General features: G+C 71.2%; 22 protein-coding genes. 11 read left to right on the top strand and 11 right to left on the bottom strand.

Annotated elements, in window-relative coordinates:
* The first annotated feature begins 238 nt into the window (after nt 1-238).
* Complete coding sequence (gene guaA / locus ACFW0G_RS23825; protein ID WP_378327571.1) at nt 239-1,795, top strand: glutamine-hydrolyzing GMP synthase; 1,557 nt, start codon at nt 239-241, stop codon at nt 1,793-1,795.
* A 241-nt stretch (nt 1,796-2,036) separates the two neighbouring features.
* Here the strand turns inward: guaA and ACFW0G_RS23820 are convergent, their stop codons facing one another.
* Entirely contained in the window at nt 2,037-2,282 is a 246-nt protein-coding gene (locus ACFW0G_RS23820; RefSeq protein WP_378327570.1) for a hypothetical protein, read from the bottom strand.
* Entirely contained in the window at nt 2,275-3,612 is a 1,338-nt protein-coding gene (locus ACFW0G_RS23815; RefSeq protein WP_378327569.1) for a PspC domain-containing protein, read from the bottom strand. Before ACFW0G_RS23815 ends, ACFW0G_RS23820 begins: the two co-directional genes overlap by 8 nt.
* Before the next feature lie 110 nt (nt 3,613-3,722).
* On the opposite strand from ACFW0G_RS23815, the gene ACFW0G_RS23810 reads away from it, so the two are divergent.
* The 3 genes from ACFW0G_RS23810 to ACFW0G_RS23800 all read left to right on the top strand — a co-directional run bounded on the left by ACFW0G_RS23810 (nt 3,723) and on the right by ACFW0G_RS23800 (nt 7,613).
* On the top strand, nt 3,723-5,069 hold the full coding sequence (locus tag ACFW0G_RS23810; RefSeq protein ID WP_378327568.1) for a PspC domain-containing protein: 1,347 nt from the start codon (nt 3,723-3,725) through the stop codon (nt 5,067-5,069).
* Nucleotides 5,070-5,076: 7 nt separating this feature from the next.
* The gene (locus ACFW0G_RS23805) at nt 5,077-5,784 is read left to right on the top strand and encodes a response regulator (RefSeq protein ID WP_378327567.1); all 708 of its coding nucleotides are present in this window, start codon (nt 5,077-5,079) and stop codon (nt 5,782-5,784) included.
* 206 nt (nt 5,785-5,990) lie between these two features.
* Nucleotides 5,991-7,613: an ABC-F family ATP-binding cassette domain-containing protein gene (locus tag ACFW0G_RS23800; protein ID WP_378327566.1), complete on the top strand. Its 1,623-nt coding sequence runs from the start codon at nt 5,991-5,993 to the stop codon at nt 7,611-7,613.
* A gap of 177 nt (nt 7,614-7,790) precedes the next feature.
* Here the strand turns inward: ACFW0G_RS23800 and ACFW0G_RS23795 are convergent, their stop codons facing one another.
* On the bottom strand, nt 7,791-8,738 hold the full coding sequence (locus ACFW0G_RS23795) for a DMT family transporter (protein ID WP_378327565.1): 948 nt from the start codon (nt 8,736-8,738) through the stop codon (nt 7,791-7,793).
* 103 nt (nt 8,739-8,841) lie between these two features.
* Between ACFW0G_RS23795 and ACFW0G_RS23790 the strand changes: the two genes are divergently transcribed.
* Nucleotides 8,842-9,747 (top strand): LysR family transcriptional regulator, encoded by a 906-nt coding sequence (locus ACFW0G_RS23790; RefSeq protein WP_378327564.1) that lies wholly within the window; start codon nt 8,842-8,844, stop codon nt 9,745-9,747.
* Here the strand turns inward: ACFW0G_RS23790 and ACFW0G_RS23785 are convergent.
* From ACFW0G_RS23785 to ACFW0G_RS23755, 7 genes are all read right to left on the bottom strand, one after another.
* The gene (locus ACFW0G_RS23785; RefSeq protein WP_378327593.1) at nt 9,744-10,853 is read right to left on the bottom strand and encodes a serine/threonine-protein kinase; all 1,110 of its coding nucleotides are present in this window, start codon (nt 10,851-10,853) and stop codon (nt 9,744-9,746) included. The two genes, ACFW0G_RS23790 and ACFW0G_RS23785, sit on opposite strands and share 4 nt — an antisense overlap.
* A 12-nt stretch (nt 10,854-10,865) precedes the next feature.
* On the bottom strand, nt 10,866-12,509 hold the full coding sequence (locus tag ACFW0G_RS23780; RefSeq protein ID WP_378327563.1) for a serine/threonine-protein kinase: 1,644 nt from the start codon (nt 12,507-12,509) through the stop codon (nt 10,866-10,868).
* Nucleotides 12,510-12,717: 208 nt separating this feature from the next.
* A complete protein-coding gene (locus tag ACFW0G_RS23775; RefSeq protein WP_378327562.1) occupies nt 12,718-13,593 on the bottom strand; it encodes a hypothetical protein in 876 nt (291 codons plus the stop codon).
* 256 nt (nt 13,594-13,849) lie between these two features.
* Nucleotides 13,850-15,130, bottom strand: a complete 1,281-nt coding sequence (locus ACFW0G_RS23770; RefSeq protein WP_378327561.1) for a hypothetical protein — start codon at nt 15,128-15,130, stop codon at nt 13,850-13,852.
* Between the two features lie 326 nt (nt 15,131-15,456).
* Entirely contained in the window at nt 15,457-15,762 is a 306-nt protein-coding gene (locus ACFW0G_RS23765) for a hypothetical protein (RefSeq protein WP_378327560.1), read from the bottom strand.
* A 212-nt stretch (nt 15,763-15,974) separates the two neighbouring features.
* Complete coding sequence (locus ACFW0G_RS23760; protein WP_378327559.1) at nt 15,975-16,271, bottom strand: chorismate mutase; 297 nt, start codon at nt 16,269-16,271, stop codon at nt 15,975-15,977.
* A gap of 164 nt (nt 16,272-16,435) precedes the next feature.
* The gene (locus ACFW0G_RS23755; protein ID WP_378327558.1) at nt 16,436-16,867 is read right to left on the bottom strand and encodes a DUF1707 domain-containing protein; all 432 of its coding nucleotides are present in this window, start codon (nt 16,865-16,867) and stop codon (nt 16,436-16,438) included.
* Between the two features lie 108 nt (nt 16,868-16,975).
* Between ACFW0G_RS23755 and pcrA the strand changes: the two genes are divergently transcribed.
* Complete coding sequence (pcrA, locus tag ACFW0G_RS23750) at nt 16,976-19,399, top strand: DNA helicase PcrA (protein ID WP_378327557.1); 2,424 nt, start codon at nt 16,976-16,978, stop codon at nt 19,397-19,399.
* A 426-nt stretch (nt 19,400-19,825) separates the two neighbouring features.
* Nucleotides 19,826-20,020, top strand: a complete 195-nt coding sequence (locus tag ACFW0G_RS23745; protein ID WP_378327556.1) for a hypothetical protein — start codon at nt 19,826-19,828, stop codon at nt 20,018-20,020.
* Between the two features lie 322 nt (nt 20,021-20,342).
* Here ACFW0G_RS23745 and ACFW0G_RS23740 read toward each other — a convergent pair whose 3' ends face one another.
* Nucleotides 20,343-21,029: a M23 family metallopeptidase gene (locus ACFW0G_RS23740; RefSeq protein ID WP_378327592.1), complete on the bottom strand. Its 687-nt coding sequence runs from the start codon at nt 21,027-21,029 to the stop codon at nt 20,343-20,345.
* 861 nt (nt 21,030-21,890) lie between these two features.
* On the opposite strand from ACFW0G_RS23740, the gene ACFW0G_RS23735 reads away from it, so the two are divergent.
* The 4 genes from ACFW0G_RS23735 (at nt 21,891) to sucD (ending at nt 26,314) form a co-directional block, all read left to right on the top strand.
* Nucleotides 21,891-23,675 carry a hypothetical protein gene (locus tag ACFW0G_RS23735; RefSeq protein ID WP_378327555.1) on the top strand — a complete coding sequence of 595 codons (1,785 nt, stop codon included), beginning with the start codon at nt 21,891-21,893 and terminating at the stop codon, nt 23,673-23,675.
* 76 nt (nt 23,676-23,751) lie between these two features.
* Complete coding sequence (locus tag ACFW0G_RS23730; protein WP_378327554.1) at nt 23,752-24,135, top strand: hypothetical protein; 384 nt, start codon at nt 23,752-23,754, stop codon at nt 24,133-24,135.
* Nucleotides 24,136-24,252: 117 nt separating this feature from the next.
* Nucleotides 24,253-25,422 carry an ADP-forming succinate--CoA ligase subunit beta gene (gene sucC, locus ACFW0G_RS23725; RefSeq protein WP_378327553.1) on the top strand — a complete coding sequence of 390 codons (1,170 nt, stop codon included), beginning with the start codon at nt 24,253-24,255 and terminating at the stop codon, nt 25,420-25,422.
* A gap of 1 nt (nt 25,423) precedes the next feature.
* On the top strand, nt 25,424-26,314 hold the full coding sequence (gene sucD / locus ACFW0G_RS23720) for a succinate--CoA ligase subunit alpha (RefSeq protein ID WP_378327552.1): 891 nt from the start codon (nt 25,424-25,426) through the stop codon (nt 26,312-26,314).
* The last annotated feature ends 205 nt before the right edge of the window (nt 26,315-26,519 follow it).

Here is a 26,519-nt window from a genome sequence, read left to right as displayed (position 1 = left end):
CGGTACGGCCGATCGCGGTCAGCCACAGTCCTCGTTTCGCCTGGATTTGGTTGCTTGCGCCCGCTAAGTGCCGCGTTTAGCCCGCTAAACGCGCTCGCCTGGGGCGCGTGGGGCTGGTGGGGCGATGGGAAGGGGGTGGGGGAGGGAGGCGGTGAGCGCGGGGGCTGGGCGTGGGGTGACCCGGCCCACCTGGGACGATAGGAGGCGAAGCGTGCTCGCCGTCGCCAGGAGGTCGTAGGTGCCCAGTCCCACCGGTCCGGTTCTCGTCGTGGACTTCGGGGCGCAGTACGCGCAGCTGATCGCCCGGCGGGTGCGCGAGGCGCAGGTCTACTCCGAGGTCGTGCCGCACACCGCGACGGCCGCCGAGATCCTGGCGAAGAACCCGTCCGCGATCATCCTGTCCGGCGGCCCGGCGAGCGTGTACGCGGAGCACGCGCCGAACATGGACGCCGCGCTGGTCGAGGCAGGGGTCCCGATCCTCGGCATCTGCTACGGCCACCAGGTGCTCGCCCGCGCACTCGGCGGCACCGTCGAGCCCACCGGCGTCCGCGAGTTCGGCCGCACCGAGGTCCGCGTCCAGGGCGACGGCGGGGTCCTGCACGCCGGGTTGCCCAGTCAGCAGACCGCCTGGATGAGCCACAACGACAGCGTCACCAAGGCTCCCGAGGGCGCGGTCGTCACCGCTTCCTCCGAGGGCGCCGCGGTCGCCGGGTTCGAGGACGTCGAACGCCGCTTCGCCGGAGTCCAGTACCACCCCGAGGTCGCGCACTCGCCGCACGGCCAGGAGGTGCTGCGCCGCTTCCTGCACGATATCGCCGGTGTCCGTCCACAGTGGACGACGGCGTCGATCGTGGACGAACAGGTCGCGCGTGTCGCCGCGCAGATCGGCGAGGGCCGGGCGATCTGCGCGCTGTCCGGCGGCGTCGACTCCGCCGTCGCCGCCGCGCTCGTCCAGCGCGCCATCGGCGACAGGCTGACCTGCGTGTTCGTCGATCACGGCTTGCTGCGCGCCGGTGAGCGCACCCAGGTCGAGCGTGATTTCGTCGCCGCCACCGGGGTCAACCTGGTGACCGTCGACGCGCGTGAGCGCTTCCTCGACGCGCTGGCCGGGGTCACCGATCCCGAGGAGAAGCGCAAGATCATCGGCCGCGAGTTCATCCGCGTGTTCGAGCAGGCCGAGCGTGACCTCAAGGCCCAGGGCGACTACCGCTTCCTGGTGCAGGGAACCCTCTACCCCGACGTCGTCGAGTCCGGCGGTGGCGAGGGTGCCGCGAACATCAAGAGCCACCACAACGTCGGCGGACTGCCCGACGACCTGCAGTTCGAGCTGGTCGAACCGCTGCGGCTGCTGTTCAAGGACGAGGTCCGCCGGGTCGGCCTCGAACTGGGCCTGCCGGAGACGATCGTGCAGCGCCAGCCGTTCCCCGGACCGGGTCTCGGCATCCGGATCATCGGCGAGGTGACCGCCGAGCGGCTGGAGACGCTGCGCGCCGCGGACGCGATCGCCCGCGAGGAGCTGACCGCCGCCGGGCTCGACCGGAGCATCTGGCAGTGCCCGGTGGTCCTGCTCGCCGACGTCCGCAGTGTCGGCGTCCAGGGCGACGGCCGGACCTACGGTCACCCGATCGTGCTGCGGCCGGTGTCGTCCGAGGACGCGATGACCGCCGACTGGACGCGGTTGCCGTACGAGGTCCTGGAGCGCGTGTCGACCCGGATCACCAACGAGGTGGCCGAGGTCAACCGCGTGGTCCTCGACGTCACGAGCAAGCCGCCGGGCACCATCGAGTGGGAGTGACCCACTCCCTCCCCGCCTGACACCCCGGGCTCTCCCCGGGGCGCCTCCGCGCGCCCTCCGAACCGTCACATCAGCCCCACACGCCCCAGCCGAGCGCGTTTAGCGGGCTAAACGCGGCGTTTAGGCACGCTAAGGACCGCGTTTAGCCCGCTAACTGCGCTTCGGGCCGGGCACAAGGGGGAGGCCCCGGGAGAGGGGTGCCCGGGGCCTCCGTGTGAGAAGTGGTCTGTGCGCGGGAAGGTCAGTGCCGGCGTTTGCGGAAGGACGCGCCGAGCAGGAGCACCCCGACGAACACCGCCGCTCCGGCGATCATCCAGCGGAAGTCGAACCGGGGCAGCCAGGTCGCGCCGTCCGAGAGCACGTACCCGGACACCAGCAGCGTCGCGATCCCGACGATCAGGGTGAACGCGTCGACGCCACGTCGTGCCGGCTGGGCCGGAGTCTCGGTCGAGCCTTCGTCGTAGGCGTACGGGTTGTCCTCAGCCACGGCGCACCTCCACGTTGCCCACGGTGTTCGTCACGGTCAGGGTGATCTTCTGTCCGCCGGGGCCGTCGGTGCCGTTGTCCGTCACGTCCGTCGCGCTCTGCCCGACCCCGGAGGTCTCGTGGTTGAGGCAGTCGACCTGGCCCGCGTTGGTCTTGCACGAGACCGTCACATCCGCCGTCGCGGGCACGACCACCTTGGTGTCGCCGGCGCCGTTGGTGATCGTCGTCGTGAGCGGCTCACCTGCCGGCAGCTGCGTCAGGTCGAGGTGGATGTTCCCCGCCGAGTGCTCGTAGACCGGCTTCAGCTCGGCGAGGTTCCTCGGCGTCGCGTTGATGTCGCCGACGCCCCCGCGCAGCGAGAAGTTGTTGAACGGCACGGTCGTCAGCACCATACCGACGATCGCGAGCGGTACCGCGAGGCCGACCAGCCCGCGTCCGCCGCGGACGAACGCCCCCGCCACCATGCCGATCCCGACCACGGCGAGCACCAGGCCGATGATGTGCGGCAGCGTGAACCAGCTGTTGCCGTCCAGGTTCAGCGCGACCCCGGCACCCGCGACGACGATCGCGAGGCCGAACGTCGCCGAGCCGATCTTGGACCGGCGTCCGCGCGGAGCGGCCGCCCCTGGCGGCGGCCCCGGTCGCGGTGGTGCCGGCGGCGGCGTGGCCTCCGGCAGGTCCCAGCCCGCCGGGTCGGCCGCCAGCGGGTCGAAACCCGTGGGCGACGGCGACGGCGCGGTCGTCGTGTCGGTCATCGTGAAAGCTCCGTTCCCCAGAGAAGACCCAGCAGTCCCAGCAGTCCCCGAAGCGCCCGTGGTGGTGAAGGAGGCCGCGCCGTGCTTCACCCGCGGTGTCACCGGCTCGGGCCGGTTGAACTGGCCACGGCTGCGGTGCAGCAGGTACAGCGCCGCCGCGGTCAGCGCGAAGCCGATCAGGCCGCCGCCGTCGAACCAGCTGCCGCCGAAGGCCGTGATCGCGGACGGGAGCAGGGCCAGGCACAGCAGGACCGCGAACGCGGGCGACACCGCCGAGCGGCCTCGCCCGATCAACGCCTCGAACCCGGAGACCTCGTCGCCCTCGCCGGGGAAGAACAGCCAGCCGAGGATGTAGAACGCGATGCCGAAGCCGCCGAAGACGGTCGCGACCACCAGCGCCACGCGCACCACGACCGGGTCGATGCCGTAGCGGTTCCCCAGTCCCGCCGCCACCCCCGCGAACTTCCGCCCGGCGAACGGCCGCCGCGGCCTGCTCGCCCAGAAGTCCTTCACGGTCTCCTCGAAGTCGTTCACCAGCTGCGGCTTCGAGGACCGCGACTCGCTCGCACCACTCATACCCGAAAGCATGCGGCACGCGCGCGCCGCGGACATCCGGGATGGACCCTGAGGTTTCCCCAGAGTCCGGGGGTCAGGGGTTTCCCTGATGGATCACGACGTCGCGGCGTGTGACCATGGACGGCGTGCAGGATTCCCACGACCACGACACCGCCGAGCAGGTGACGTCGCAAGCCGCGGCACCCGTCGTGCCCGTCGCGCCCGCCGGGCCGCCGAAGATGTTCCGGCGCCGGTCCGGCCGGGCCATCGCGGGTGTGGCGGGCGGGCTCGCGGATCACCTCGGCGTGCAGGTCGTCTGGGTCCGCACCGCGTTCGCGCTGCTCGCCGCGGTCAACGGCGCCGGGCTGCTGGCCTACGGCCTGCTGTGGGTGTTCGTCCAGCAACGCGCCGAGGACGCCGAGCAGCCGCAGCCCACCGGCAAGGAACGGCAGCAGGCGTTCGGCCTGGTCGCGCTCGGCGTCGGCCTCGCCGTCGCGAGCGGCACGCTCACCGGGTTCATCAGCGGCTGGGTCGCGGTTCCGCTCGCGGTCGCGATGATCGGTGCCGCGGTCGTCTGGCGGGAGGCCGACGAATCGCAGCGGCGCCGCTGGCGCACCGGCGCGAAGGACAGCGTCGCCGGGGCGTTCCTCGGTGGAGGCGGCTGGAAGGCGGTCATCCGCGTCGTCGCGGGCGTCGCACTGGTGATGACCGGCATCGGCGTGGTCATCCTGCGATCCGGCAGTTTCGATCAGGTCCAGTTCGCGCTGGTCGCGGTACTCGCGACGCTCATCGGGGTCGCGGTGCTGACCGTGCCGTTCTGGCTCCGCCTTGTCCGTGACCTCAGCGACGAGCGCAAGGCCCGTATCCGCACCGACGAACGCGCCGAGATCGCCGCGCACCTGCACGACTCGGTGCTGCAGACGCTCGCGCTGATCCAGAAGCAGGCCGAGTCCCCGCGCGAGGTGGCGCGGCTGGCGCGGGGCCAGGAACGGGAGCTGCGTGGCTGGCTCTACGGTCCGTCCGGCTACGGCAAGAGCGCCGAAAGCGGGAAGAAGGACGACGCCGAGGTCACCGCCGGGTCGTTGTCGGAGGCACTGGCCACCGCGTGCGGGGAGGTCGAGGACACCTTCGCGATCTCGGTCGGCCAGGTCGTCGTCGGCGAGGCCGAGCTGAACGAATCACTGACCGCGCTCGTGCAGGCGGCCCGCGAGGCGATCGTGAACGCCGCCAAGCACGCCGGCGTCGAAGAGGTCAGCGTCTACGCGGAGGTCGAGCCGACGGAGGTCACCGTCTTCGTGCGCGACCGCGGCAAGGGCTTCGATCCGGACGTCGTCCCGGCCGACCGGCACGGGCTCGCCGATTCGATTCGCGGGCGGATGAGCAGGCACGGCGGGACGTGCAAGCTGCGCACCGCGCCGGGGGAGGGCACCGAGGTCCAGCTCGCCATGCCGGTGAAGGCGGGCAAGGGTGCCGCCTGAGACCGCTATGCTCGATGAGGCGGCCGATGAGGGGAGCAACGTGACGGAGAACCAGCAGGCGAGGGAGCCGGTGAAGGTCTTCCTCGTCGACGATCACGCGCTGTTCCGCGCTGGGGTGCGCACCGAACTCGACGCCATCACCGACGAGGTCAGGGTGGTCGGCGAGGCGGGCTCGGTCGGCGAGGCGGTCGCCGGGATCGCACGGACCAAACCGCAGGTCGTCCTGCTCGACGTGCACATGCCCGACGGCGGCGGCGCCGAAGTGCTGCGCCGCGTGCGCCCGGACCTGCCGGACGTCGTGTTCCTCGCGCTCTCGGTGTCCGACGCGGCCGAGGACGTCATCGCGGTCATCCGCGCCGGCGCGCGCGGCTACGTCACCAAGACGATCTCGTCGAAGGAACTGGTGCGCGCGGTGGTGCGCGTCGCCGACGGCGACGCCGTGTTCTCGCCGCGGCTGGCCGGGTTCGTGCTCGACGCCTTCGCGGACCGGCCGGGTTCCGCGCCGATCAACGACCCGGAACTGGACCTGCTGACCCCGCGCGAGCGCGACGTCCTGCGCCTGCTCGCGCGCGGGTACGCCTACAAGGAGATCGCCTCCGAGCTGTTCATTTCGGTGAAGACGGTCGAGACCCACGTGTCGAGCGTGCTGCGCAAAACCCAGCTGTCCAACCGTTACGAGCTTTCCCGCTGGGCTTCCGACCGCCGCCTGGTGTAGCGGCCGACACACGAAAAGCGTTTGCGGAGCCTTTCCCGGCTCCGTTAACGTCGCGGCGTGATGTACTTCTACTTCCTCTGATGGCGCCCGGCAAGGCTCGTCCTTGTCCTCGGTGACCACTGTCCATTTCGGACTACACGAATACCGTCGTCCGCTCCCGGATTTCTCCGGTGGTAGCGCGCGGGTATTCGGTACAGGAGGAAGTAATGACTCGCTCTTTAGTCGTGCCCGCGCGCCATCGGGCGCATCTCACCGCGTCGGATCTCCATGTCGCGCGCGGCGGTAAACCGGTTCTGGCCGGTGTCGACCTGACGGTTTCTCCCGGTGTCCGGCTGGGCGTGGCAGGGGAGAACGGACGCGGGAAAACCACGCTGCTGCAAGTGTTGTCGGGTGCGCTGGCGCCGGACAGCGGTTCGGTGCAGCTGGTCGGCACGTTCGGGGTCGCGGATCAGGAAATGCCCGTCGCGGACGACCGCACGGTCGGTGACCTGATCGATCTCGAACTGGCCGACGCCCGTTTCGCCGTGCAGGAACTCGACGCGGCGACCGAGGCACTCGTCGAGGAACGCCCTGGCGCGGAACAGCGCTACGCCGATGCTCTCGCGGCGGCGGAATCGCTGGACGCGTGGGACGCCGATCGCCGTGTCGACGTTTCGCTGGCCGCGCTCGGCGCTGTCGACGACCGGTCGCGATCGTTGGCGACGCTGTCGGTCGGCCAGCGGTACCGCGTCCGGCTGGCGTGCCTGCTCGGCGCGGGCCACGACCTGCTGCTGCTGGACGAGCCCACCAACCATCTGGACGCCGACGGCCTCGCGCATCTCACCGCGCGGCTTCGGGAACATCCCGGTGGGGTGGTGCTCGTGAGCCACGACAGGGCGTTGCTCACCGACGTCGTCACTGCGGTGCTCGACCTCGATCCGACCAGGGACGGGCGTCCGCGCACCTACGGCGGTGGCTACGCCGGCTATCGCGAAGGCCGGCGTGCCGAACGTGAACGCTGGCTCGCCGAATACCGCGATCAGCAGGCCGAACAGCAACGGCTGGCCGAGGACCTCGCGGCGGCGCAGGACCGGCTGTCGACCGGGTGGCGTCCGGCGAAGGGAACCGGCAAGCACACCCGGGCGACCCGTGCGCCGGGGCTGGTGCGGGCGGTGCATCGGCGGCAGGAGGACCTGGAGGCACATGTCGTCGCCGTTCCCGAGCCGCCGCTGCGACTGGACGTTCCCGAGCTTCCGGTGATGCCGGGCGTGACGTTGCTGGCGGCCGAGGACGTCACGGTCGACGGCCGGTTGACCCTGCCGCGGTCGGTGTCGCTCCGGTCGGGCGAGCGCCTGGTCGTTACGGGCGCGAATGGCTCCGGGAAGTCGACGCTGCTGTCGGTGCTCGCGGGCGGCGTCCCTCCCGCGTCCGGCACGGTGCGCCGGGCCAGGTCCGCGCGGGTGGCGTTGCTGGCGCAGGAATCGCCCGCGTCGTCACGGCGTTCCGCGCGGGACGTCTTTGCCGCGGCGGTGGACAAGCTCGTCGTCGAGGGGCGGCTGCGCGAAGCGGAGGTCGTGTCGCTGGAGCGGCTGGGCCTGCTGCCGGCGGCCGATGCGCGGCGTCGGGTGTCGGAGCTGTCGATCGGCCAGCAGCGACGTCTCGACCTGGCGATGCTGCTCGCGTCGCGGCCGCACGTCGTGTTGCTCGACGAGCCGACGAACCACCTGTCGATGTCGCTCGTCGAGGAACTGACCGAGGCGCTGGCCGCGACCGGCGCGGCCGTCGTACTCGCCACGCACGACCGGCAGCTCCTGCGCGACACCGCGAACTGGCCACGGCTCCGCCTCTGATCATTCCGTGGGGGTCGCATCGATAGGCCCCTGGTCCCTCGATGCGACCCCCACGGCCTCACCCCACTCCGTTTTCCATGAACTTGCGTACGCGCCCTAACGGGCGCGTTTAGCCCGCTAAACGCGCTCGGCTGGGGCGGGTGGGGCTGGTGTGACGGAGTGGGGGATGGGGCGGGGTCAGTCGGCGGCGGTGGCGAGGGGGCGCCGCTCCGTTTCCGGGGCGGCGGTGGAAGCGGGAGTAAAGGTCCCCTGCTCCCGCTTCCGGAGGCGGGTGAGGGCCACGCCGCCGAGGACCACGAGCATCCCGGCGATCACCCGGAGTTCGAGGGGCTCGTGGAGGAACACGGCGCCGAGCAGCACCGAGACCACCGGCAGCAGGTAGCCGACGACCGACGCCGCGACCGCGCCCTCACTGGCCAGTAGCTGGTAGTTCAGGACGAACGCGATCCCGGTCGAGCCGACGCCGAGGACGAGCACGGCGATCAGCGGCACCGGGCTCAGGTGGATCGGGGTGAGCCCGCCGAACGGCACCGCCAGCAGCATGAACCCGCTTGCCAGCAGCATCTGACCGCCCGACAGCGCGTACGGCGATACGCCGGTTCCGGACAGGTAGCGGCCTTCGTAGACGAACGCGAAGCCGTAGCTCGCCGCCGCCGCGAGGCACGCCAGCGCTCCCCAGCTCAGCAGCCCGGAGGCCTGCCACGGCGCGAAGATCAGCAGGATTCCGGCGAGTCCGACGATCAGCCCGGTCACCCGGACCGCCGTCATCCGGCTCGGCACGCCGAGCATCGGCGCCACGACCAGCACCCACAGCGGCGTCGTCGAGTTCAGCACGCCGGTGATCCCGGAGTCCACGGTCGTCTCGCCGATCGCGAACAGCAGGAACGGCAACGCGTTGTGGAAGAACGCGGCCACCGCCAGATGCCCCCATGTCCGGCGGTCCGCGGGCAGGCGGTTCCCGAACAGACGGCACAGCGCCAGCAGCACCACCGCGCCGAGCACGAGCCGCGCGAGGACCAGCTGGACCGGGGACAACGCCCCGAGCCCCAGCTTGATCCAGAAGAAACTCGACCCCCACATCAACGCCAGCGCGGCGATCCGCAGCAGGGTTTTGGTCTCACTCACCCCAGTCCTCCTCAACGATCACCACCAGCCTCGCCGCGAAAAGACGTAAGGACAAGCGAATATCACTACACGGATAGTTAAGGAGATCTGTAGTATCGGAGCCATGCTGGACGTACGGCGCATGCAGGTGCTGCGCGCGGTGATCACCAGCGGGTCGATCACCGCCGCGGCCAGGAACCTCGGCTACACCCCGTCCGCGATCAGCCAACAGCTGTCCACTTTGGAGCGTGAGGCCGGGGTCGAGCTGCTGATGCGCGTCGGCCGCGGCGTGCGGCCCACCCCGGCGGGCTCGCTGTTGTCCGAACACGCCGAGACGCTGAGTGCCGAGCTCGCCCGCGCCGAGGCGGCGCTCACCGAACTCAAGGCAGGACACACCGGGAGCCTCGGCATCCGTTACTTCGCGACCGCCGGCGCGTCGCTGGTTCCACCCGCCGTCGCCGCCGTACGCCGCGAACATCCGGGAATCCGGCTCGACCTCAAGCTTGTCGAACCGGACGATCCACTGCCCGAGGTGGAGGAGGGCCGCGCCGACGTCGCGATCGTGGTGTCCCCGCACGAGCGGTCGGCGGGCAAGGGCGTCGAGTTCGTGCATCTGCTCGACGATCCGTATCGCGCCGTGCTGCCGAAGGCGCATCCGCTGACCCGCAAGCGCGTCCTCGACCTCACCGAGCTGGCCGATGAACCGTGGATCGGCATCGACGGCGTTCCCGGCATCTGCCGCAACATCCTGCTCGACGCCTGCGCGTCGGCGGGTTTCTCCCCGAACTTCGTCGTGGAGTCCGAGGACTACCAGACCGCGCAGGGCTTCGTCGCCGCCGGTCTGGGGGTCGGGCTCATTCCCGACCTCGGGCTCGGCACCCCGCATCCCGGCGTCGTGACGCGCAAGATCCGCAACCCCGGCCCGTTCCGCTCCATCCACGCCGCGATCACCGAACGCGCCTGCGGCCGACCGGCCGTCCGCACACTGCTCGACGCCATGCGGGAGGCGACGAGCAAGGTGATGGCCTAGACGAAGAGCAGTTCCACGATGCCGATGCCGACGAGCACGGCGACCAGGACCGCGGCCACGGTGAGCAGCCACTTCCGCGTCGTCGGGGACAGTGAACCCCGCGACGCCGACGGCGCGGCCTGCGGCGCGGGCTGAACCGGCGGTGGCGCGTACTGCGTCGCGACCGGGCCGGGCATCTGCTGCGTCGCCGCCTGTTGAAGGGGCAGCTGCTGCTGCGGGAGTTGTTGCGGGAACGGTGCTTGTGCCTGCTGGAGCGGCATCTGCTGCGGGAGCTGCGCCCCCGCCGTGACCGGCCACGAGGCGGGCACGGTCGGCATCGCGGGCGCGGTCGGCGGGATGAACGCCGTCTCCTTGCCCTCGGTGATCGCGCTCAGCGAACGGACGGTGTCGGCCATGGTCGGCCGGACCAGCGGGTCCTCCCGCAGCATCTTGCGCAGCGCGCCGCTGAGCACGCCCGCCTTCTGCGGTGGCCGTTCCGAGGACTGCCCGTCCTCGCCGAACGGCGGCATCCCTTCGACCGCGGCATAAAGAGTCGCCCCGAGCGAGAACACGTCCGCCGGCGCAGACGGCGGAAGCCCGCGGGTGACCTCCGGTGCGCGGTACGCCGGGGTCGGGCCGCCGCCGGTGATGCCGATGTCGGTGAGCTTCACGCCGCCGTCGTCGGCCAGCAGCACCGTGCCCGGTTCGAGGGTGCGGTGCACGATCCCGGCCGCGTGGATCGCGGTCAGCGCCTTGCCCAGCTGGATGCCGAGCGACGCCGCCTGCTCCGGGGTGAGCGTGCCGTGCTCGGTCAGGAACGTCGACATGCTGCGCGAGGGGATGTACTCCATCACCAGCCAGATGTCGTCGCCGTCGGGCAGCACGTCGAACACCTTGATCGCGCAGGCGTGCTCGATCCGCGCCGCGTCCTTGCCCTCCTGCATCGCCGCCGCGCGCGCCTGCTCGGCACGGTCCGGCGGCAGTCCGACGGGCAGGTACAACCGTTTCATCGCGACGGTCCGGAACAGCCGGGTGTCGAACGCGAGCCAGACGATGCCCGCGCGGCCCCGGCCGATCGGCTGATCCAGCCGATAGCGGCTCCCGACGATGCTGCCTTCAGAACTCACCACGACTCCAGGTTATGGCGTGGTGGAGGAAGTCGGCGACGTCGTCGGCGAGCTAGGTGGCGACGACGGCGGTTTGCTCGGCGACGACTTCGTCGGTGTCGTCTCCGGAGTCGGAGTCGTTTCCCTTGTCGGCTGCGGGTTGTTGGGTTGCGTGTTGCGCGGAGTCGTGCGGCGCGTCGGGGTGTCGCTCGTCGTGGGCGCGGCAGACGACTCCGCGGTCGTCGGGCTGTCCGAAGTGGACGGAACCGACTCCGAGGTCGACGGAGCCTTGGAGCTGGACACCGGCGGCGGGGGCGCGGCGGGTGTCTCCGGGTTGTTCGAACCCAGCAGCCACACGCCGAGACCGACCAGCGCGACGAGGACGACGCCACCGATGATCGCGGGCTTCTTCCACGCGCCGGGCTTCTCGTCGTCCTCTTCGTCTTCGGGGCTCGTGTGGCCGCGGGCCGGAGGTGGCGGGGGCTCGTCGTAGTCGTGGTACGGGTCGTCGATCATCTCGGTCGCGGGCGCCGCGCCGGGCGCCATCAGCGCGGTGCGGTCCGGGCCCGCGCCGTGACCGTTGTCGTAGTGCTCGTCCGGGTAGTAGCCCTGCCGGTCGTAGTCGTCTTCCGGATATCCGGTGGCCGGCGCGTAGTCGTCCTCGTCGTCGTAGTACTGACCGTCCGGCTCCGGGCCGTCGAGCAGCGTGCCCGAGTGCCCGGCCGGGACCTCGTCCTCGCCCGCGAGCGCGGCCGCGCCCACCGCGCCCGCCGCGGCGCCGACCGCCGCGCCACCGAGCACTCCGGCGGCAGGTGACAGCACGGTCTCGTCCGCGGGCCCGCCGAGCGGCGTCTCCCCGCGCGCGACGGCGTCGAGCAGCTCTTCGCACTCCTCGGCGGTTGGCCGGTGCTCGATCTCGGGGTGCAGCAGCACCGCGAGCACACTGGCCAGCGGACCGGACTGCCGCGGCGGGTTGATCTGCCCGGCGGCGACCGCGTGCAGAAGGCTCAGTGTGTTCTCGGAAAGACCGAACGGTGGCTGGCCCTCGCACGCGGCGTACAGCGTGGAGCCCAGCGAGAACACGTCCGACTCGGGGCCGGGGTCGCCGCCGATGGCGACCTCGGGCGCGAGATACGCCGGTGTCCCGGCGATCATCCCGGTCTTGGTGACCGTGACGTCGTCCTTGGCGCGGGAGATCCCGAAGTCGGTGATCTTCACCGTGCCGTTCCCGGCGAGCAGGATGTTGCCGGGCTTGATGTCGCGGTGCACGATGCCCACCGCGTGCGCCTCGCGCAGCGCCGCGGCCACCTGCGCGCCGATCCGCGCCACCTCGATGGGCGGCAGCGTGCGGCGTTCCTGCAGGACCTGGGCCAGGCTCGTGGAGTTGAGGTACTCCATGATCAGGCAGGGCTGGCCGTTGTCGTCGGTGACGACGTCGAACACCGAGATCGCGTTCGGGTGATGCAGCCGCGCCGCGATTCTGCCCTCGCGCATGGTGCGCTGCCGGGCGTCCTCCGCGTCGTGTGCTTCGAGTCCCGGCTGGAGCAGCAGCTGCTTGATCGCCACTGTGCGGCCCAGTACCTCGTCGTGCGCTTGCCAGACGGCACCCATCGCGCCTGTACCGATCCGCTGGACAATGCGGTACCGGCCGGCGACCAGGCGACCCTCGTCGCTCACGCGACCTCCCTTTGGGGCTCCGACTTCACGGGACGGGGGTTCACCCGTCCCGGCGACGTGGCCATGGGCACGTCGCACCTCCGGAGCGTATGCACATGTTGTGGGCTGTGTGCCGGTTTCACCGAGACCGGCCCGTGACAAGGCTAGGCGTTCACTCTGTGCACACACACTCGGCACAGCCCGAACGCCTCCCGGCGGCCCGGCGCGGTCACATGTACTGGGCCGACAGCAGCCGGGCGTCGGTGATCAGAGCGGCGGTGTTCTCGGCGAACCGGAGCAGCTGGGTGACTCGCAGCAGGCCGCCGTCGGGCTGGCGCATGGTGACCACGGCGAGGACGGACCCGTCCGGTTGCACCTGGGTGTCCTTCTCCTGCACGTCGATGGCGTCCATGGTGCTCCAGGCACGCACGAGGTCACCGGGCTCGCCGCCCGCGAGTGCCGGGGCGAGCAGCGCGAGGGCACCGTTGGCGTCACGGCCGATCGTGGCGTAGAAGTTCTTCACCGCGGCCAGCTTGTCGCCGGGCGTCTTCGGTGCGGAGGTGGTGGCGGAGCTGGTGGGCGCCGCGCTGCTCGACGGCGTGACCGATGACTGGCCCGGTGCCGGCGCGGACGAGGACGCGGGTTGCTTGCCGTGGCCCGTCGTGTCCTGCTGGCCCGCGGTGGTGCCGCCGTCGGCGGCGTTGTGTTGCTGCTGCTGGTGCGGGACGGCGCGGCCACCGAGGGCGGCGGCACCGCTGAACCCGGCGGGCGCGGTGGCCTCGGTGACGGTGACCGGACGGTGTGCCGCGGTGAGCGTCGGCGCGACCACCACGGCGGTGGCGACGAGCCCGCCCGCCATGGCGAGCCCGGCCAGCTTGGCGCGGCGGGCGAAGCGGTTTTCCGGCTCGTCCCCGGAATCCTCGGCGCCTGCCTCGGCCGTGGCGCTGGACTGTCTGCGCGGGGGCAGGTACTTCTGCGGCTCGCGGAACACCTGCTCGAGATAGGCGCGGTCGGCGTCGCCGACATCGCCGAGAATCTCGGCCGGTATCACGTCCTCGACGCGGACGGCGTCCGGTTCACGCCGTGTGCGCTGCCGATCAAGCACGAAATCCTCGCTCTGGGGTCCGGGGACGACGGTAGGCCGTTCGGCTGCCGCCGCTGGGCCGGATGGCCGACTTGTGATCGGTTCCGGCCCCGCTGTCGTCAGGTAACCCTGCGCGGACGGCATCTGCCAGAGCCTGTCGCCGGGATGCCGTCGCGATACGACGAACGGCAGCCTATGTCACCCACCCGGACCAGGGGAGACCGTTCGGCGCACCGCACGTGCATCGGAACGGGAAGCCTGCACTTGCAGGTAACGGTTACCGGCTGTCGCTGGTGATCTTGTCCCCGTCGCCGAACTTCAGGGTGTGCTGCTCGATGGTCTTGGTGCCGTCCTTGTGCGTGACCTCGACGGTGTTGACGGTCTGCGACTTCCGCTGGTCGATGGAGACCTTCTTGACCTCGAAGTAGGCGACGTCGGCGTACCGCTCGGACAGCCGCTGGGGCCCCTCGTCGTGGAGTTCGCCGGTGGTCACCGACGAGGCTTCGCCGGGGTTGGTGGTGACGGTGTTGAAGAACTTCTCCGAGTTGTCCCCCATGGCCTGCGCGTTCTGCGGCGCCGCGTACCAGATGGGCGGTGGCGTGGTGGTCCGGTCGGCCGGGGTGACCGGCGGTTTCTGCGGAGCGCGGCTCGTCGACGGCGCGGACGGGCTGCCCGGCCTCGACGTCGAGGTGGTCAACGGCGTCCCCGCCGGATCCGTCGCCGAACCGTCCGGACTGTCCGAGGTGCCGGAGGTGGACCCGCCCGGCGAGTTGCTCGTGTTGCCGATCGCGCGCTCGGGGCGGCCGCTGCTCGGGTGCCCGCCGGTGCCGCCGTGCTGCCCCGGCGGCGTCAGCGCCGACGGATCTTCGCTGACGACCGGGGCGCCGCCGCGGTAACCGGGCCAGCCACCCTGGCTGGCCTGCTCGGTTTCCGGCTTGCCGACCAGCAGCGTCCCGGCGAACAGCAGGCCGACCACGACGGCGCCGGACGCGCCGGTCGCGAACCAGGCCGCCTTGCGCCAGGTCTTCGGCGGGGTGACCGAGGCGGGCACCGAACCGAGGTCGAACGTGCCGAGTCCGTCGGCGGGCGGGGCGAGGTAGACCCGGACGTCGTCCTCCTCCGGCACCGCGGGCCGCGGGGGCGGCGGGGTCAGCTTCACCCGGGTGCGCTGTGCCGCCTGCTCCTCGTGCCGCCCGGCGCGCTCCCGGCCCGGCGTCGCGAACGAGACCTGGACGCGGGCAGGCGGTTCGGCGGCCAGGGGCGGGGGAGCCGGACGCTCGCGGGGTGGCCGCTGCGGCTGAGGCAGGGGCAGGCTCCCGTGCGTGCCGAGGAAACCGGACGTCGAGCCCCGGCCCGGATCGGGTGTCCGCGGCGGGGGAAGCGGAAGGGAACCGGTCGACGGCGGGTCGACGGGCTCGGCGGCCCGCCGGTGATGGTGGCCGCCCTGCCTCGGCGGCACCGGCGGCGTCCAGGTACCCGCCGCGCCCGCCCGGTGCCTGCCCGGATGCGCGCCGCTCACGGCCCTGCCATGTCCTGGGTGTTCCGCCCCGACGGTCATATCGGACCGACCCTTCCGGCGGTCCGCCCTGACGCGGGTGCGGCCACGGTTAAGCCGAACGGAGCACACCGCTCACGCGCGGAATCACGAGCGGACTCCTGAGCAAATGCACGCGCATGCGAGAGGAGGCGCGCAGGGCCGCTGCCCCCGCGCGCCTCTCGGGCATCGCCCGACCCAGACGCAAGGGTCCTCACGCGGACCACCCTAAGAGGACCGGCCGCCGAAGTCTCGGCCGATCCTGCAAGTTGCAGATGATTCACCCGACCGGGCGCGGCCAAATGGGCGTGGCCAACGCTACGGAGTGCTATAACACCTGCTCCCGATGGTCACCCTCCGCTGCGATACTTCGCCTGGGTCGACTGAAGAGCCTTCGTCGCGACCGCGCCGCTGCCCACGGCGACGATGATCGAAACGATGTCGAGGAACGGTCCGCCGCTGGTCAGCAGCCAGGCGAACAGCGAGGCGGCGGTGGTCCCGCCCGCGATCGCCCACCGGCCGCGGACGTACTCGGCGACCGGCGCACCACCGGCGCGCTTACCCGCGGCGTTGTTCAGCAGGGCCAGGTAACCCACATGGCCCAGCGCGGCGAGCACGCTCGCGATCGCGATGACGACGGCGATGACGTTGATCATGATGTCCTTCCTTTTGTCACGCTTGCCCGTTTCGTTCCAGTGTGCCTGCGCGAGCATGCGGCAGGGGCACCCCGCGGGGTCTGCCGGTCGGGAGACGCGTGACTCCGCCGAAGCGGACGGCCCGGCCGTGGTCGCCGATGTGTGGTCACCACCAGTGTGCCCGGGCCGGGCGGTGCGTGGCTCGGGGAAAACCCTGAGTTCCTCCGGCGGCGTCAGCGGCCCAGCCGGCCGCGGCCGAGGTTCAGCAGCGCCATCGCCAGCTGACGGCCCTCCGGGCCCAGTTCGCGGTAGCGGGCGAGCACATCCATCTCGCGGTTGTAGACGATGCGGGTGCCGCCCGCGGCCATCCTGGCCGCGCCGATCGTCTTCGACACCTCCACGCGGCGTTTGACCAGCCGCAGGATCTCCGCGTCCAGCCAGTCGATCTCCTTGCGGAGCGACGAGATCTCGTCCGCCGAGGGGACGTCGGCAGGGGTCGGCTCTTCGGTGTTCTGCGTCTGCGCGTTCATCGGGACCTCTCTGAAGTCCGGAACCTCATTCGTCCCTGGGACGGCGAAGCCCCGGGTCCGAGGACTCCGGGGCTGGCGGTGACTGCGGTATCGGGCACTACGCGATCACGGGAGCCGGAGTCCGGGTCCCGTAAAAAAATCGCTCCGCGTGGTGCCGCACGAGATCAGTATGGCACAGCGTCGCGGCGCCGCTGCCGGAAACCGCGGATCCTCGCATGCGCGAAGAAGCTCGCCACGAGCCAGAACATCGGCACCAGCGGCCAGAAGAACGGCACGCCGGACATCGCCCAGCGGATGACGAGCAGCACGCTCAGCGCGACCACGGCGGCGAGGTGCACCCGCAACGCCGGGTGCCGTAGCGCGCCCGTGAGCGGTGGCCCGCCCCGGCGTTCCGCCTTCGGCTCCGGTCCCGGCAGATCGGCGGTGAGCTCGCCGAGTTCGTCGGTGTAGCGGGCGGCGTAGACCATGCTCAGCCGCTCCTCGACCTCGTCGAGACCGAGCCGCCCTTCGGCGCCGGCGGCCTGGATGACGGTGGCGACGCGTTCCCGGTCGCTGTCCGCGGCTCGCAGCCGCGCGGGGATCTTCTTCTCGTCCATACTCCCCGATGCTCCGCGCGGGCACGGCGGCGCGCGTCGGACGGCAGGCGACATCCACGCCTACGCCTGACGCGGTAGCTCCCGCCCCCGGGGTAGCGTGGACAGGCGATGGACACCCTCTTCGATCTCCCCGCCGAAAGCCCCGCACCCGTCGCGGACGGGCCAGCCGAGCTGCTCGAGGATCTCAACCCGGCACAACGCGAAGCGGTCACCCACGCCGGTGGCCCGCTGCTGGTCGTCGCGGGCGCGGGTTCGGGCAAGACCCGGGTGCTGACCCGCCGGATCGCCTACCTGCTCGCGGCCCGCCGCGTGCATCCGGGCGAGATCATGGCGATCACGTTCACCAACAAGGCGGCGGCCGAGATGCGCGAACGTGTCGCCACACTCGTCGGCAGGCGCGCGAACGCGATGTGGGTGTCGACGTTCCACTCGATGTGCGTGCGGATCCTGCGCAGGGAAGCCAAAACGCTGGAGATGTCGTCGAACTTCTCCATCTACGACTCCGACGACACGAAGCGGCTGATCACCCTCGTCGCACGCGACCTCGACATCGACCCCAAGCGCTACGCCGCGCGGACGCTGGCCGTGCACATCTCGAACCTCAAGAACGAACTCGTCGACGCCGAGACGGCGGCCGCCAACGCGGGCAACGACCTGGAGCGGCGCGTCGCGGAGGTCTACGGCGAGTACCAGCGGCGGCTCACCCAGGCCAACGCGATGGACTTCGACGACCTGATCATGCGCACGGTCGAGATGCTGCAGGCCTTCCCCGCCGTCGCCGAGTACTACCGGCGGCGGTTCCGGCACGTGCTGGTCGACGAGTACCAGGACACCAACCACGCGCAGTACACGCTGGTCCGCGAGCTGGCCGGGACCGAGCCGAGCGAGTCTGGGATCGAACCGGCCGAGCTGTGCGTCGTCGGTGACGCGGACCAGTCGATCTACGCCTTCCGTGGCGCGACCATCCGCAACATCGAGGAGTTCGAGCGGGACTTCCCGAACGCGCGCACCGTCCTGCTGGAGCAGAACTACCGCTCCACGCAGACGATCCTTTCCGCGGCGAACGCGGTGATCGCGCGTAACCCCAACAGGCGCGCGAAGCGGCTGTGGACCGATTCCGGCGACGGCGCGAAGATCGTCGGCTACGTCGCGGACAACGACCACGACGAGGCCGCGTTCATCGCGGGCGAGATCGACGCACTGGCCGAGAAGGGCGAAGCGGAGTACTCCGACATCGCCGTCTTTTACCGCACCAACAACCAATCCCGGGTCTTCGAGGAGATCTTCATCCGGCTCGGGCTGCCGTACAAAGTGGTCGGCGGCGTCCGCTTCTACGAGCGGCGCGAGGTCCGCGACATGATCGCGTACCTGCGGGTGCTGGCCAATCCGGAGGACACGGTCAGCCTGCGGCGCGTCCTCAACGTGCCCAAGCGCGGGATCGGCGACCGCGCCGAGGCCGTCGTCGCGACGCACGCCGAGCGCGAGCGGATCTCGTTCGCGGCCGCGCTGCGGGACGCGGTGGCCGGCAAGGTCCCGCTGCTGAATCCCCGCTCCGCCAAGGCGATCACCGGGTTCGTGGCGCTGCTGGACGAACTCGGCGAGGTCGTCGCGTCCGGCGCGGAGGTGCACGACGTGCTGGAGGCGGTGCTGGACAGGACCGGCTACCGCGTCGAGCTGGAGGAGTCGGACGATCCGCAGGACGCGTCGCGGGTGGAGAACCTGACCGAACTCGTCACGGTGGCCAGGGAGTTCGCCGAGTTCACCGCGGAGGTCCTCTCCGACGAGAACGCCGAACTGGTCGCCGACGCCGAGGGCACGCCCGCGCCCGGCTCGCTGCCGGCGTTCCTGGAACGCGTGTCGCTGGTGGCGGACGCGGACTCCATCCCGGCGGCCGACGGCGGCGAAGAGGGTGACGGCGGGGCCGGGGTGGTCACCCTGATGACCGTCCACACCGCGAAGGGCCTCGAATATCCGGTGGTGTTCTGCACCGGCTGGGAGGACGGCGTCTTCCCGCACATGCGGGCGCTGGGCGATCCGGCTGAGCTCGCCGAGGAACGGCGGCTGGCCTACGTCGCGATCACTCGCGCGCGGCAGCGGCTGTACGTCTCCCGCGCGCTGGTGCGCTCGGCGTGGGGCCAGCCACAAGCGAACCCGGCGTCGCGGTTCCTCGACGAGGTGCCGCCGGAACTCGTCGACTGGCGGCGGCTGGAACCCTCCTCGGGCAACGGTTTCGGTTCCTCCGGGCCCCGCGCGGCGACCACCTGGGGACGCCGGAGCGGCGGGTTCTCCTCGTCCTCGGGTTCTTCGGGGGCTTCGGGTTCTTCGGGCACGAGCCCGTTCGGCAAGGGCTGGAAGGACACCGTGGCGCTCAAACTGGACGTCGGCGACCGGGTCAGCCACGACAAGTACGGGCTCGGGACCGTCATCTCCTGCGACGGCACGGGGCCGAGGGCGACCGCGACGATCGATTTCGGCGCGTCGGGCAAGGTCCGGCTGATGCTGATCGGCAGCGTGCCCATGGTGAAGCTCTGATCCCCTCGTTCGAGTGAACATCCCCGGCGGGCTGCCCGCCGGGTCTTCTCGCGCTTTTCCTGTTCTCCCAAGGCATTCCGCCCTCCTGTCCGGAGGACGACTTGCGCTGAGGGCGGTGGCTCGGCCGTCACCGCCGCCCGGATCGTCGTCCCCCTCCGCTATACCTGAATTCATCGAACACGAGTTCGACGACATGGGGTAGGCTGACAGGGTCCGCCGCCCCGGAGGGGAGAACGGGGTGTGGACGCGGTTTTGTTTGGGCTCCTGGCGGGCGGGGTACAGGAGTACTTGCGGGGTGTGGTGGGGACATGTGCCCCGGATCGGGGTCCGGGACAGGTGGAATCCGTACCACGAGGATCGGCTTGCTCGGGGTCGATTCCTGCGGAGGCGTGCCGCCTGGCCGCCGCCTGGCGAGCGCTGTTGCGCATGCATGAGCTGGGCGGCGACGGGCGGTGTGTCGCCTGCGGCGGCCGCCGGTGGACCACCAGGGCGAGGGCGGCCGGGAAAGCGCACCACGGCTGGTTCGGCTGGTGGCCGGTCCGGCGGCAGGCGTCGCTGTGCACGGTCTGGCAGGTCGCGGTGGGCTACTTCGTCCGGCGGCTGCCGGGCGGGCAGCGGTAGCGCCGCTCAACGGCGGATGACGATGCCGCACGGGCAGGTAAGGGGACATCGGCCCGGCGGAGTGCTGAAGGCGGTGCTCGCCAGGATCTTCGCGCCACCGGATCGGCGGCGGACGCCCGGAAAGGCGCCGGAAGGGCCCTGGGGCACCCGGGCGACCGCGAGTGTCGCCGACCGGCGGCGGGGCGGGCCACGGCCGTATCAGGGGCCGAAACGTGTCATCCGAGGGCGAACCGGCGAGCCGGTGGTACGGCCGCCGTGCCCGGGGAAAGCTTCGCCGGGCACGCCGGAAGCGGTGCCCCGGGCCGGTGCGGAGTGCGCCGGATCAGAGTTCGACGCCGCGCTCGGCGAGCCACGGCCGCGGGTCGATCTTCTTCGTCCCGTTCTGCCACACCTCGAAGTGCAGGTGCGGGCCGGTGCTCTGGCCGCGGTTGCCGATCTCGGCGATCTGCTGACCGCACTTGACCTTCTGGCCGACGGAGACCGAGAAGCTGTTCATGTGGCCATAGACGTGGATCGTGCCGTCGGAGAGCTGCACGCGGACCCAGAGGCCGAAGCCGCTGGCGGGCCCGGCGTCGATCACGGTGCCGTCGGAAGCTGCGTAGATCGGGGTGCCGATCGCGTTGGCGATGTCGACGCCCATGTGGCTCGTGCCCCACCGGGCGCCGAAGCCGGAGCTGAAGGTGCCGTGCGCGGGCGCGCAGGTCTTGGGCCGCGCGGCTTCCTCGGCGGCCTTCCTGGCGGCCTCGGCCTCGCGCTTTTCACGGGCTTGGGTGACCTGCTCGCTGTCGGCCAGCTTCGCGGCTTCCGCGGAGGCGTCGGCGGCGTGGCCGGTGGGCAGCAGTTCGGGCGCGCCCCCCGCGGCGGCACCTCCCGCGGTGAAGGCGGCGCTCGCGTCCTGGCTGCTGGCCAGGGGGGTCACCTTCGCCTCGGAGTCGGATCCGCTGGTGGACTTCAGGGTCTGGCCCGCGGCCGCGGCGGCGAACGCGCCGGCGGCGACGGCCGCGACCACGACCCGGCCACGCAGGGCCGAGGACGGCGCGGGAAGCCGATGCGAGCCCCGGACGCGCACGACCGCACCGTCCAGTGCGTCCTGCAGTGCCGGGGAAGGAGCTTGGCCGCCGGGGGAGCGGTGTGAAGCCAAGACGGGGCCTTCCATCGTCGGGGAGTCAGACCTGAGGACCCGGGCGGGGGAACCCGGTGAGCCAACCTCGGGGGTGGTTCGCTCGTCGTCCTGCTTTGTGACCTGACTGTAATGGGGACCGGGGGACAGTAACGAAGGGAGACCGTTGTCGGCAAGATCTGTCCTCCGTGTCGGCCGAACGAGCGGCGCCGGCCCCGCGGCTAGCTGTGGGGATTACCCAAAGTTAACTGCCACCTACTTCACCGGATGTGACGTCGGTTACAGCTCTGTAGAGGCCATTCGGCGGTTCCGGGGGCCTGGAACGGCCTTCGGCGGGCCTCGGTGGGGCGGAGAGGAGGAATAAACGTTTGAGTGCCGATGTTGACGGGCGCTAATGCCCCGCTGGCACGGGCTTCGCCGTCCGGCTTGCTAGCGTCGCGCACGATGACTTCGCGCGCACGGCCCCCGTCGGAGGGCTCGCCGCCGGATCCCGTATCCGGCCGGGCCGAGCCTTCCGGTGACGAATCCGCCGAACTCCCGTCCGCTGATGAATCCGCAGGTACCGGCCGTTCCGAGAGGACGGATCCCGAGGACAGGGAGCCGGGGGAAGCGGATTCCGCGGTGGACGTCGTCGGCGAGAACCCCGCGGCCGGGATGCCCGCGACCGGGAATCCCGCTGGTGGGATTCCTCGGCCCGCGACTTCGGCTTCGGATGGCTCCCGGGCAGGGAGTCTCACGGCGGGGAAGCCGATGGCCACGGATGGCGGCTTGACCGCGGGCTCCGGGCTCGGCGCGGAATTCGAGGATCAGCGCCCTTCGCCGTCGTTGGTGGTCGCGCTGGTCCTGGTCGTCGCCGGTGCGCTCGCACTGACGGCGGGGGCGGTGCTGCCGGTGTCGCCCGACGTGTCGCCGGGGTTCACCAGCTGGCCGTTGCTCGTGGTGCTGGCCCTGGCCCCGGCCGCGGCGGCCCTGTGGTGCGGTGGCACCGGACGGCCCGGCACGGCGGCAGGCCTGGTGGTCGGCCTCGCCGCGCTGGCTCCGGGACGCCTGCTGCTGGACCTGCAGCTGCTCACGGCGGGACCGCTGGCCATCCGGCCGGAGCTGTACCTGCCGTCCCGGTTGCTGGACCGGACGGCCGCGGGTCCCGGACTGTGGCTGCTGCTGGCGGGGGACGTGCTCACCCTGGTCGCCCTGGTACCCGCGGCGCGGGCCGCCCGGCAGCGGGCGGAGATCGCCGGGGCTGTCAGCGGGCGGCGGCGGTGGCGGCTCGTGGTGCCGTTGCTCGCGGTGGCCGCGGCGGTCGGGCTGCTGATGGCGCCCGTCCGATCGGACGACGTCTACCTGCTGGCGCGGTCGGCGTTCGAAGGGCCGTGGCCCGGGTTGGGCGGGTTCCTGCTGCTCGCGTGCGCGCTTCCGCTGGTGCTGCTGCTCGGCCTCGCCTCGGCCTCCGACGGCGTCGCCAGGGGCACCCTGATCGGTGCGTCGGTGGCCGTGCTCGCGGTGGCGCTGCCCGCGGTGGTGTCCGGGCTCGCGGTGACGAACCTGCATCCCGGTTTCGGGCCCGCGCTCGCTGTCGTCGCGGTGGTCGTCGTGCTGGGCCTGGCCGCCACCCGGCTGACCGTGCCCGAACACGGCCGGGAGCCCGAAGGCGATCTGGCCGGGGAAGCGCGGCTGCCGGGTCTCTTCTGGTGGCGGTTCGCGTGTGGTGGTCTCGCGGTGCTGACGGCGATCGCGGCGGTGATCGGAGCGTTCGCGCCGCAGCTGGTGACCAAGGCCGGGGCCGTACTGACCGGTCCGCCGCCGGAGAGTCCGGCCCGCTGGCTGCTGCTGGCCGCCGGAGTGCTGGTCCTCGTCCTCGGCCTGCTCATGCTGGCGCCGCCGGCCGCCGGCGCCGTCCGGCCGGTGCTCGCGGTGGCCTGGGCGGCGGTCGTGCTCGCGGGCACGGCCGTGCTCGGCACGGCGGTCGCCGCCACCGACGCGACCAACCTCACCGGGTTCGGCGCGGACGCCGGGCAGACGGTGATCGGCTACGACCTCGGCGCCGGGGTCGGGTGGACGGTCGCCGCGCTGGTGCTCGCCCCGCTGACCGCGCTGGCCGCGGTCGCCGCCGGAGTGGTGGAACGGGAAGACAGCGGCGCCGAAGGGCCGCGTACCGGTGGCGCGGTGCTGACGCCGGTGGTCGCGGCGGCGGTCCTCGCGATCGCCGCCTTCGGTACGCCGGTGTTCACCGCCCCCGGGTACGTGCCGCCGGGGCTGTGGGCGAACTTCGATACGCCGTCCTGGGGACTGCTGACCGCGCTCGTGGTGGTCCTCGGTTCCTTGGCGCTGTCGCAGCGGTCCCGTCCTGGCCCGGCCGCGGCCGGGCTGATCGGCGCGGCGCTGCTGGTGGCGGTGCACGCGGCCGAGTACCCGCTCATCGGCTCCGCCCTCGACGGTGCGCGGCCCGCGACCGGGTTCTGGCTCGCCCTCGGTGCCCTTGTGGCCGTGCTCGCGGCAGCGGTGATGGCCTTCGGCGGCGCGCGGCGGCAGGCATGAGCGAAGCTTGCGAGCGAATCGTGGATGTCATGCGCCTAAAAGGATCCAACGCTGTCTCGCGGAGCGGGGCGATCGCATGAGCAGACCGTTGGCGCGTGTCCTGCTCGCCGAGATCGGCGACGGCGGTGCGGCGGCCGGGCTTCTCGGCCGCTTGTTGCGGGACGAGGGCATGGAGGTCGTCTACGCCGGTCCGCTCGGCACGGTCGAGCAGATCGTCCGCACCGCCGAACAAGAGGACCCTGACGCGCTCGGCGTCGTCGTGGGCACAGGCGCCGACATCGCCGGTCTCGAACCGCTCACCGGGCGCCTGCCGGAGGTGCACCTTTTCGTGCTCGGCGCGGCACCCGACGGCGTCACGCACAGCGGCGTGAAGGCCTTCGAAACCGCCGAGGAAGCCCTCGGCTGGCTCTCCGGTGTGCGTTCTCACACCGGTCAAGCACCGTCTGACCGCGCACGGTGACCGACTTCACCAGGTGCGGAGTCCCCTGCGTCTGCGCAGGTCGCTAACCTCGACTGGTCCGACAGCGCGGTCCGGCAGCGGACCACCACAGTGGCGTGTCGTCAGGAGACTGGAGTAGTGGACCTCTACGAATACCAGGCGAGGGATCTCTTCGCCGCCCACGGAGTACCGGTTCTGCCGGGCTCGGTGGCTAGCACCCCCGAAGAAGCCAAGACCGCCGCGGAGCAGATCGGTAACCAGGTCGTCGTCAAGGCGCAGGTGAAGGTCGGTGGCCGTGGCAAGGCGGGTGGCGTCAAGCTGGCGCAGACCCCCGACGAGGCCAAGGAGAAGGCGGAAGCCATTCTCGGGCTCGACATCAAGGGCCACATCACGCGCCGCGTGCTCGTGGCCGAAGCCTCGGACATCTCGTCCGAGTACTACTTCTCCTTCCTGCTGGACCGGGCGAACCGCACGTTCCTGGCGATGGCGTCCTCCGAGGGCGGCATGGAGATCGAGCAGCTCGCGGTCGAGCGCCCCGAGGCGCTCGCGAAGATCCCGGTCGACGCGATCACCGGTGTCGACAAGGCGAAGGCGCTCGAGATCCTGAAGGCCGGAAACTTCCCGGCCGAGATCATCGACGAGGCCGCCGACGTCGTGGTGAAGCTCTGGGAGACCTTCGTCTCCGAGGACGCCACCCTGGTCGAGGTCAACCCGCTGGTCCGTGACCCGCAGGACAAGATCATCGCCCTAGACGGCAAGGTCACCCTCGACGAGAACGCCTCGTTCCGCCACCCGGCGCACGAGGAGCTCGTCGACAAGCAGGCCGAGAACCCCCTCGAAGCCAAGGCCAAGGCCAAGGACCTCAACTACGTCAAGCTCGACGGCGAGGTCGGCATCATCGGCAACGGCGCGGGCCTCGTGATGTCCACTTTGGACGTCGTGGCCTACGCGGGTGAGAAGCACGGTGGCGTCAAGCCCGCCAACTTCCTCGACATCGGCGGCGGCGCGTCCGCCGAGGTGATGGCGGCCGGGCTGGACGTCATCCTCAACGACACCGACGTGAAGAGCGTGTTCGTCAACGTCTTCGGCGGCATCACCGCCTGCGACGCGGTGGCGAACGGCATCGTCGAGGCGCTGAAGATCCTGGGCGACGAGGCCACCAAGCCGCTGGTCGTCCGCCTGGACGGCAACAACGTCGTCGAGGGTCGCCAGATCCTGGCCGACGCGAACCACCCGCTGGTCACCGTGGTGGACACAATGGACAACGCGGCCGACAAGGCCGCCGAGCTCGCCGCGGCAGGTGCGTGACATGTCGATCTTCCTCACCGAGAACAGCAAGGTCATCGTGCAGGGCCTCACCGGCTCCGAGGGCACCAAGCACGCGACCAAGATGATCAAGTCCGGCACCAACATCGTGGGCGGCGTGAACGCCCGCAAGGCCGGCCAGAAGGTCACCATCGAGGGCAAGGAACTCACCGTGTTCGGCACGGTCGAGGAGGCCATCAAGGAGACCGGCGCCGACGTGTCGGTCATCTTCGTGCCGCCGAAGTTCGCCAAGGACGCGGTCATCGAGGCGATCGACGCCGAGATCGGCCTCGCCGTGGTCATCACCGAGGGCATCCCGGTGCACGACTCGGCCTACTTCTGGGCGCACGCGGTCGCGAAGGGCAACAAGACCCGCATCATCGGGCCGAACTGCCCCGGCGTGATCAGCCCCGGCAAGTCCAACGCGGGCATCATCCCGGCGGACATCTCCGGTGCCGGCAAGATCGGCCTGGTGTCGAAGTCCGGCACGCTGACCTACCAGATGATGTACGAGCTGCGCGACATCGGTTTCTCCACCGCCGTCGGCATCGGCGGTGACCCGGTCATCGGCACCACGCACATCGACGCGCTCGAGGCGTTCCAGAACGACCCCGAGACCGAGGTCATCGTGATGATCGGCGAGATCGGCGGCGACGCCGAGGAGCGTGCGGCCGACTACATCAAGGCCAACGTCACCAAGCCGGTCGTCGGCTACGTCGCGGGCTTCACCGCGCCCGAGGGCAAGACCATGGGCCACGCCGGCGCCATCGTCTCCGGCTCCTCCGGCACGGCCGCCGCGAAGAAGGAGGCCCTCGAGGCCGCCGGCGTCAAGGTCGGCAAGACCCCGAGCGAGACCGCCGTGCTCGCCAGGGAGCTGTACAACTCCCTCCACTGAGTGGGGCAAAAGCCGCTTTCCACACAGCGAACCGACGGGGCCGGACACCACAATGGGTGTCCGGCCCCGTCGGCGTTCGGGACCATGTGAACCGATCGGGTGAACCGGACGTCTCACGGCCCGTACAGAGGCTTGCCCCCGGGTGCGCTAGCGTTCGGTGAGCACAGCCGCCACGTTCCGTCCCCGGTGCTCCGCGCGGCCCGGG

The sequence above is a fragment of the Amycolatopsis sp. NPDC058986 genome (assembly GCF_042741125.1).
Classification (GTDB): Bacteria; Actinomycetota; Actinomycetes; order Mycobacteriales; family Pseudonocardiaceae; genus Amycolatopsis.
Note: the sequence above shows the minus strand (reverse complement) of the source record. Positions and strands in the feature narration are given on the sequence as shown.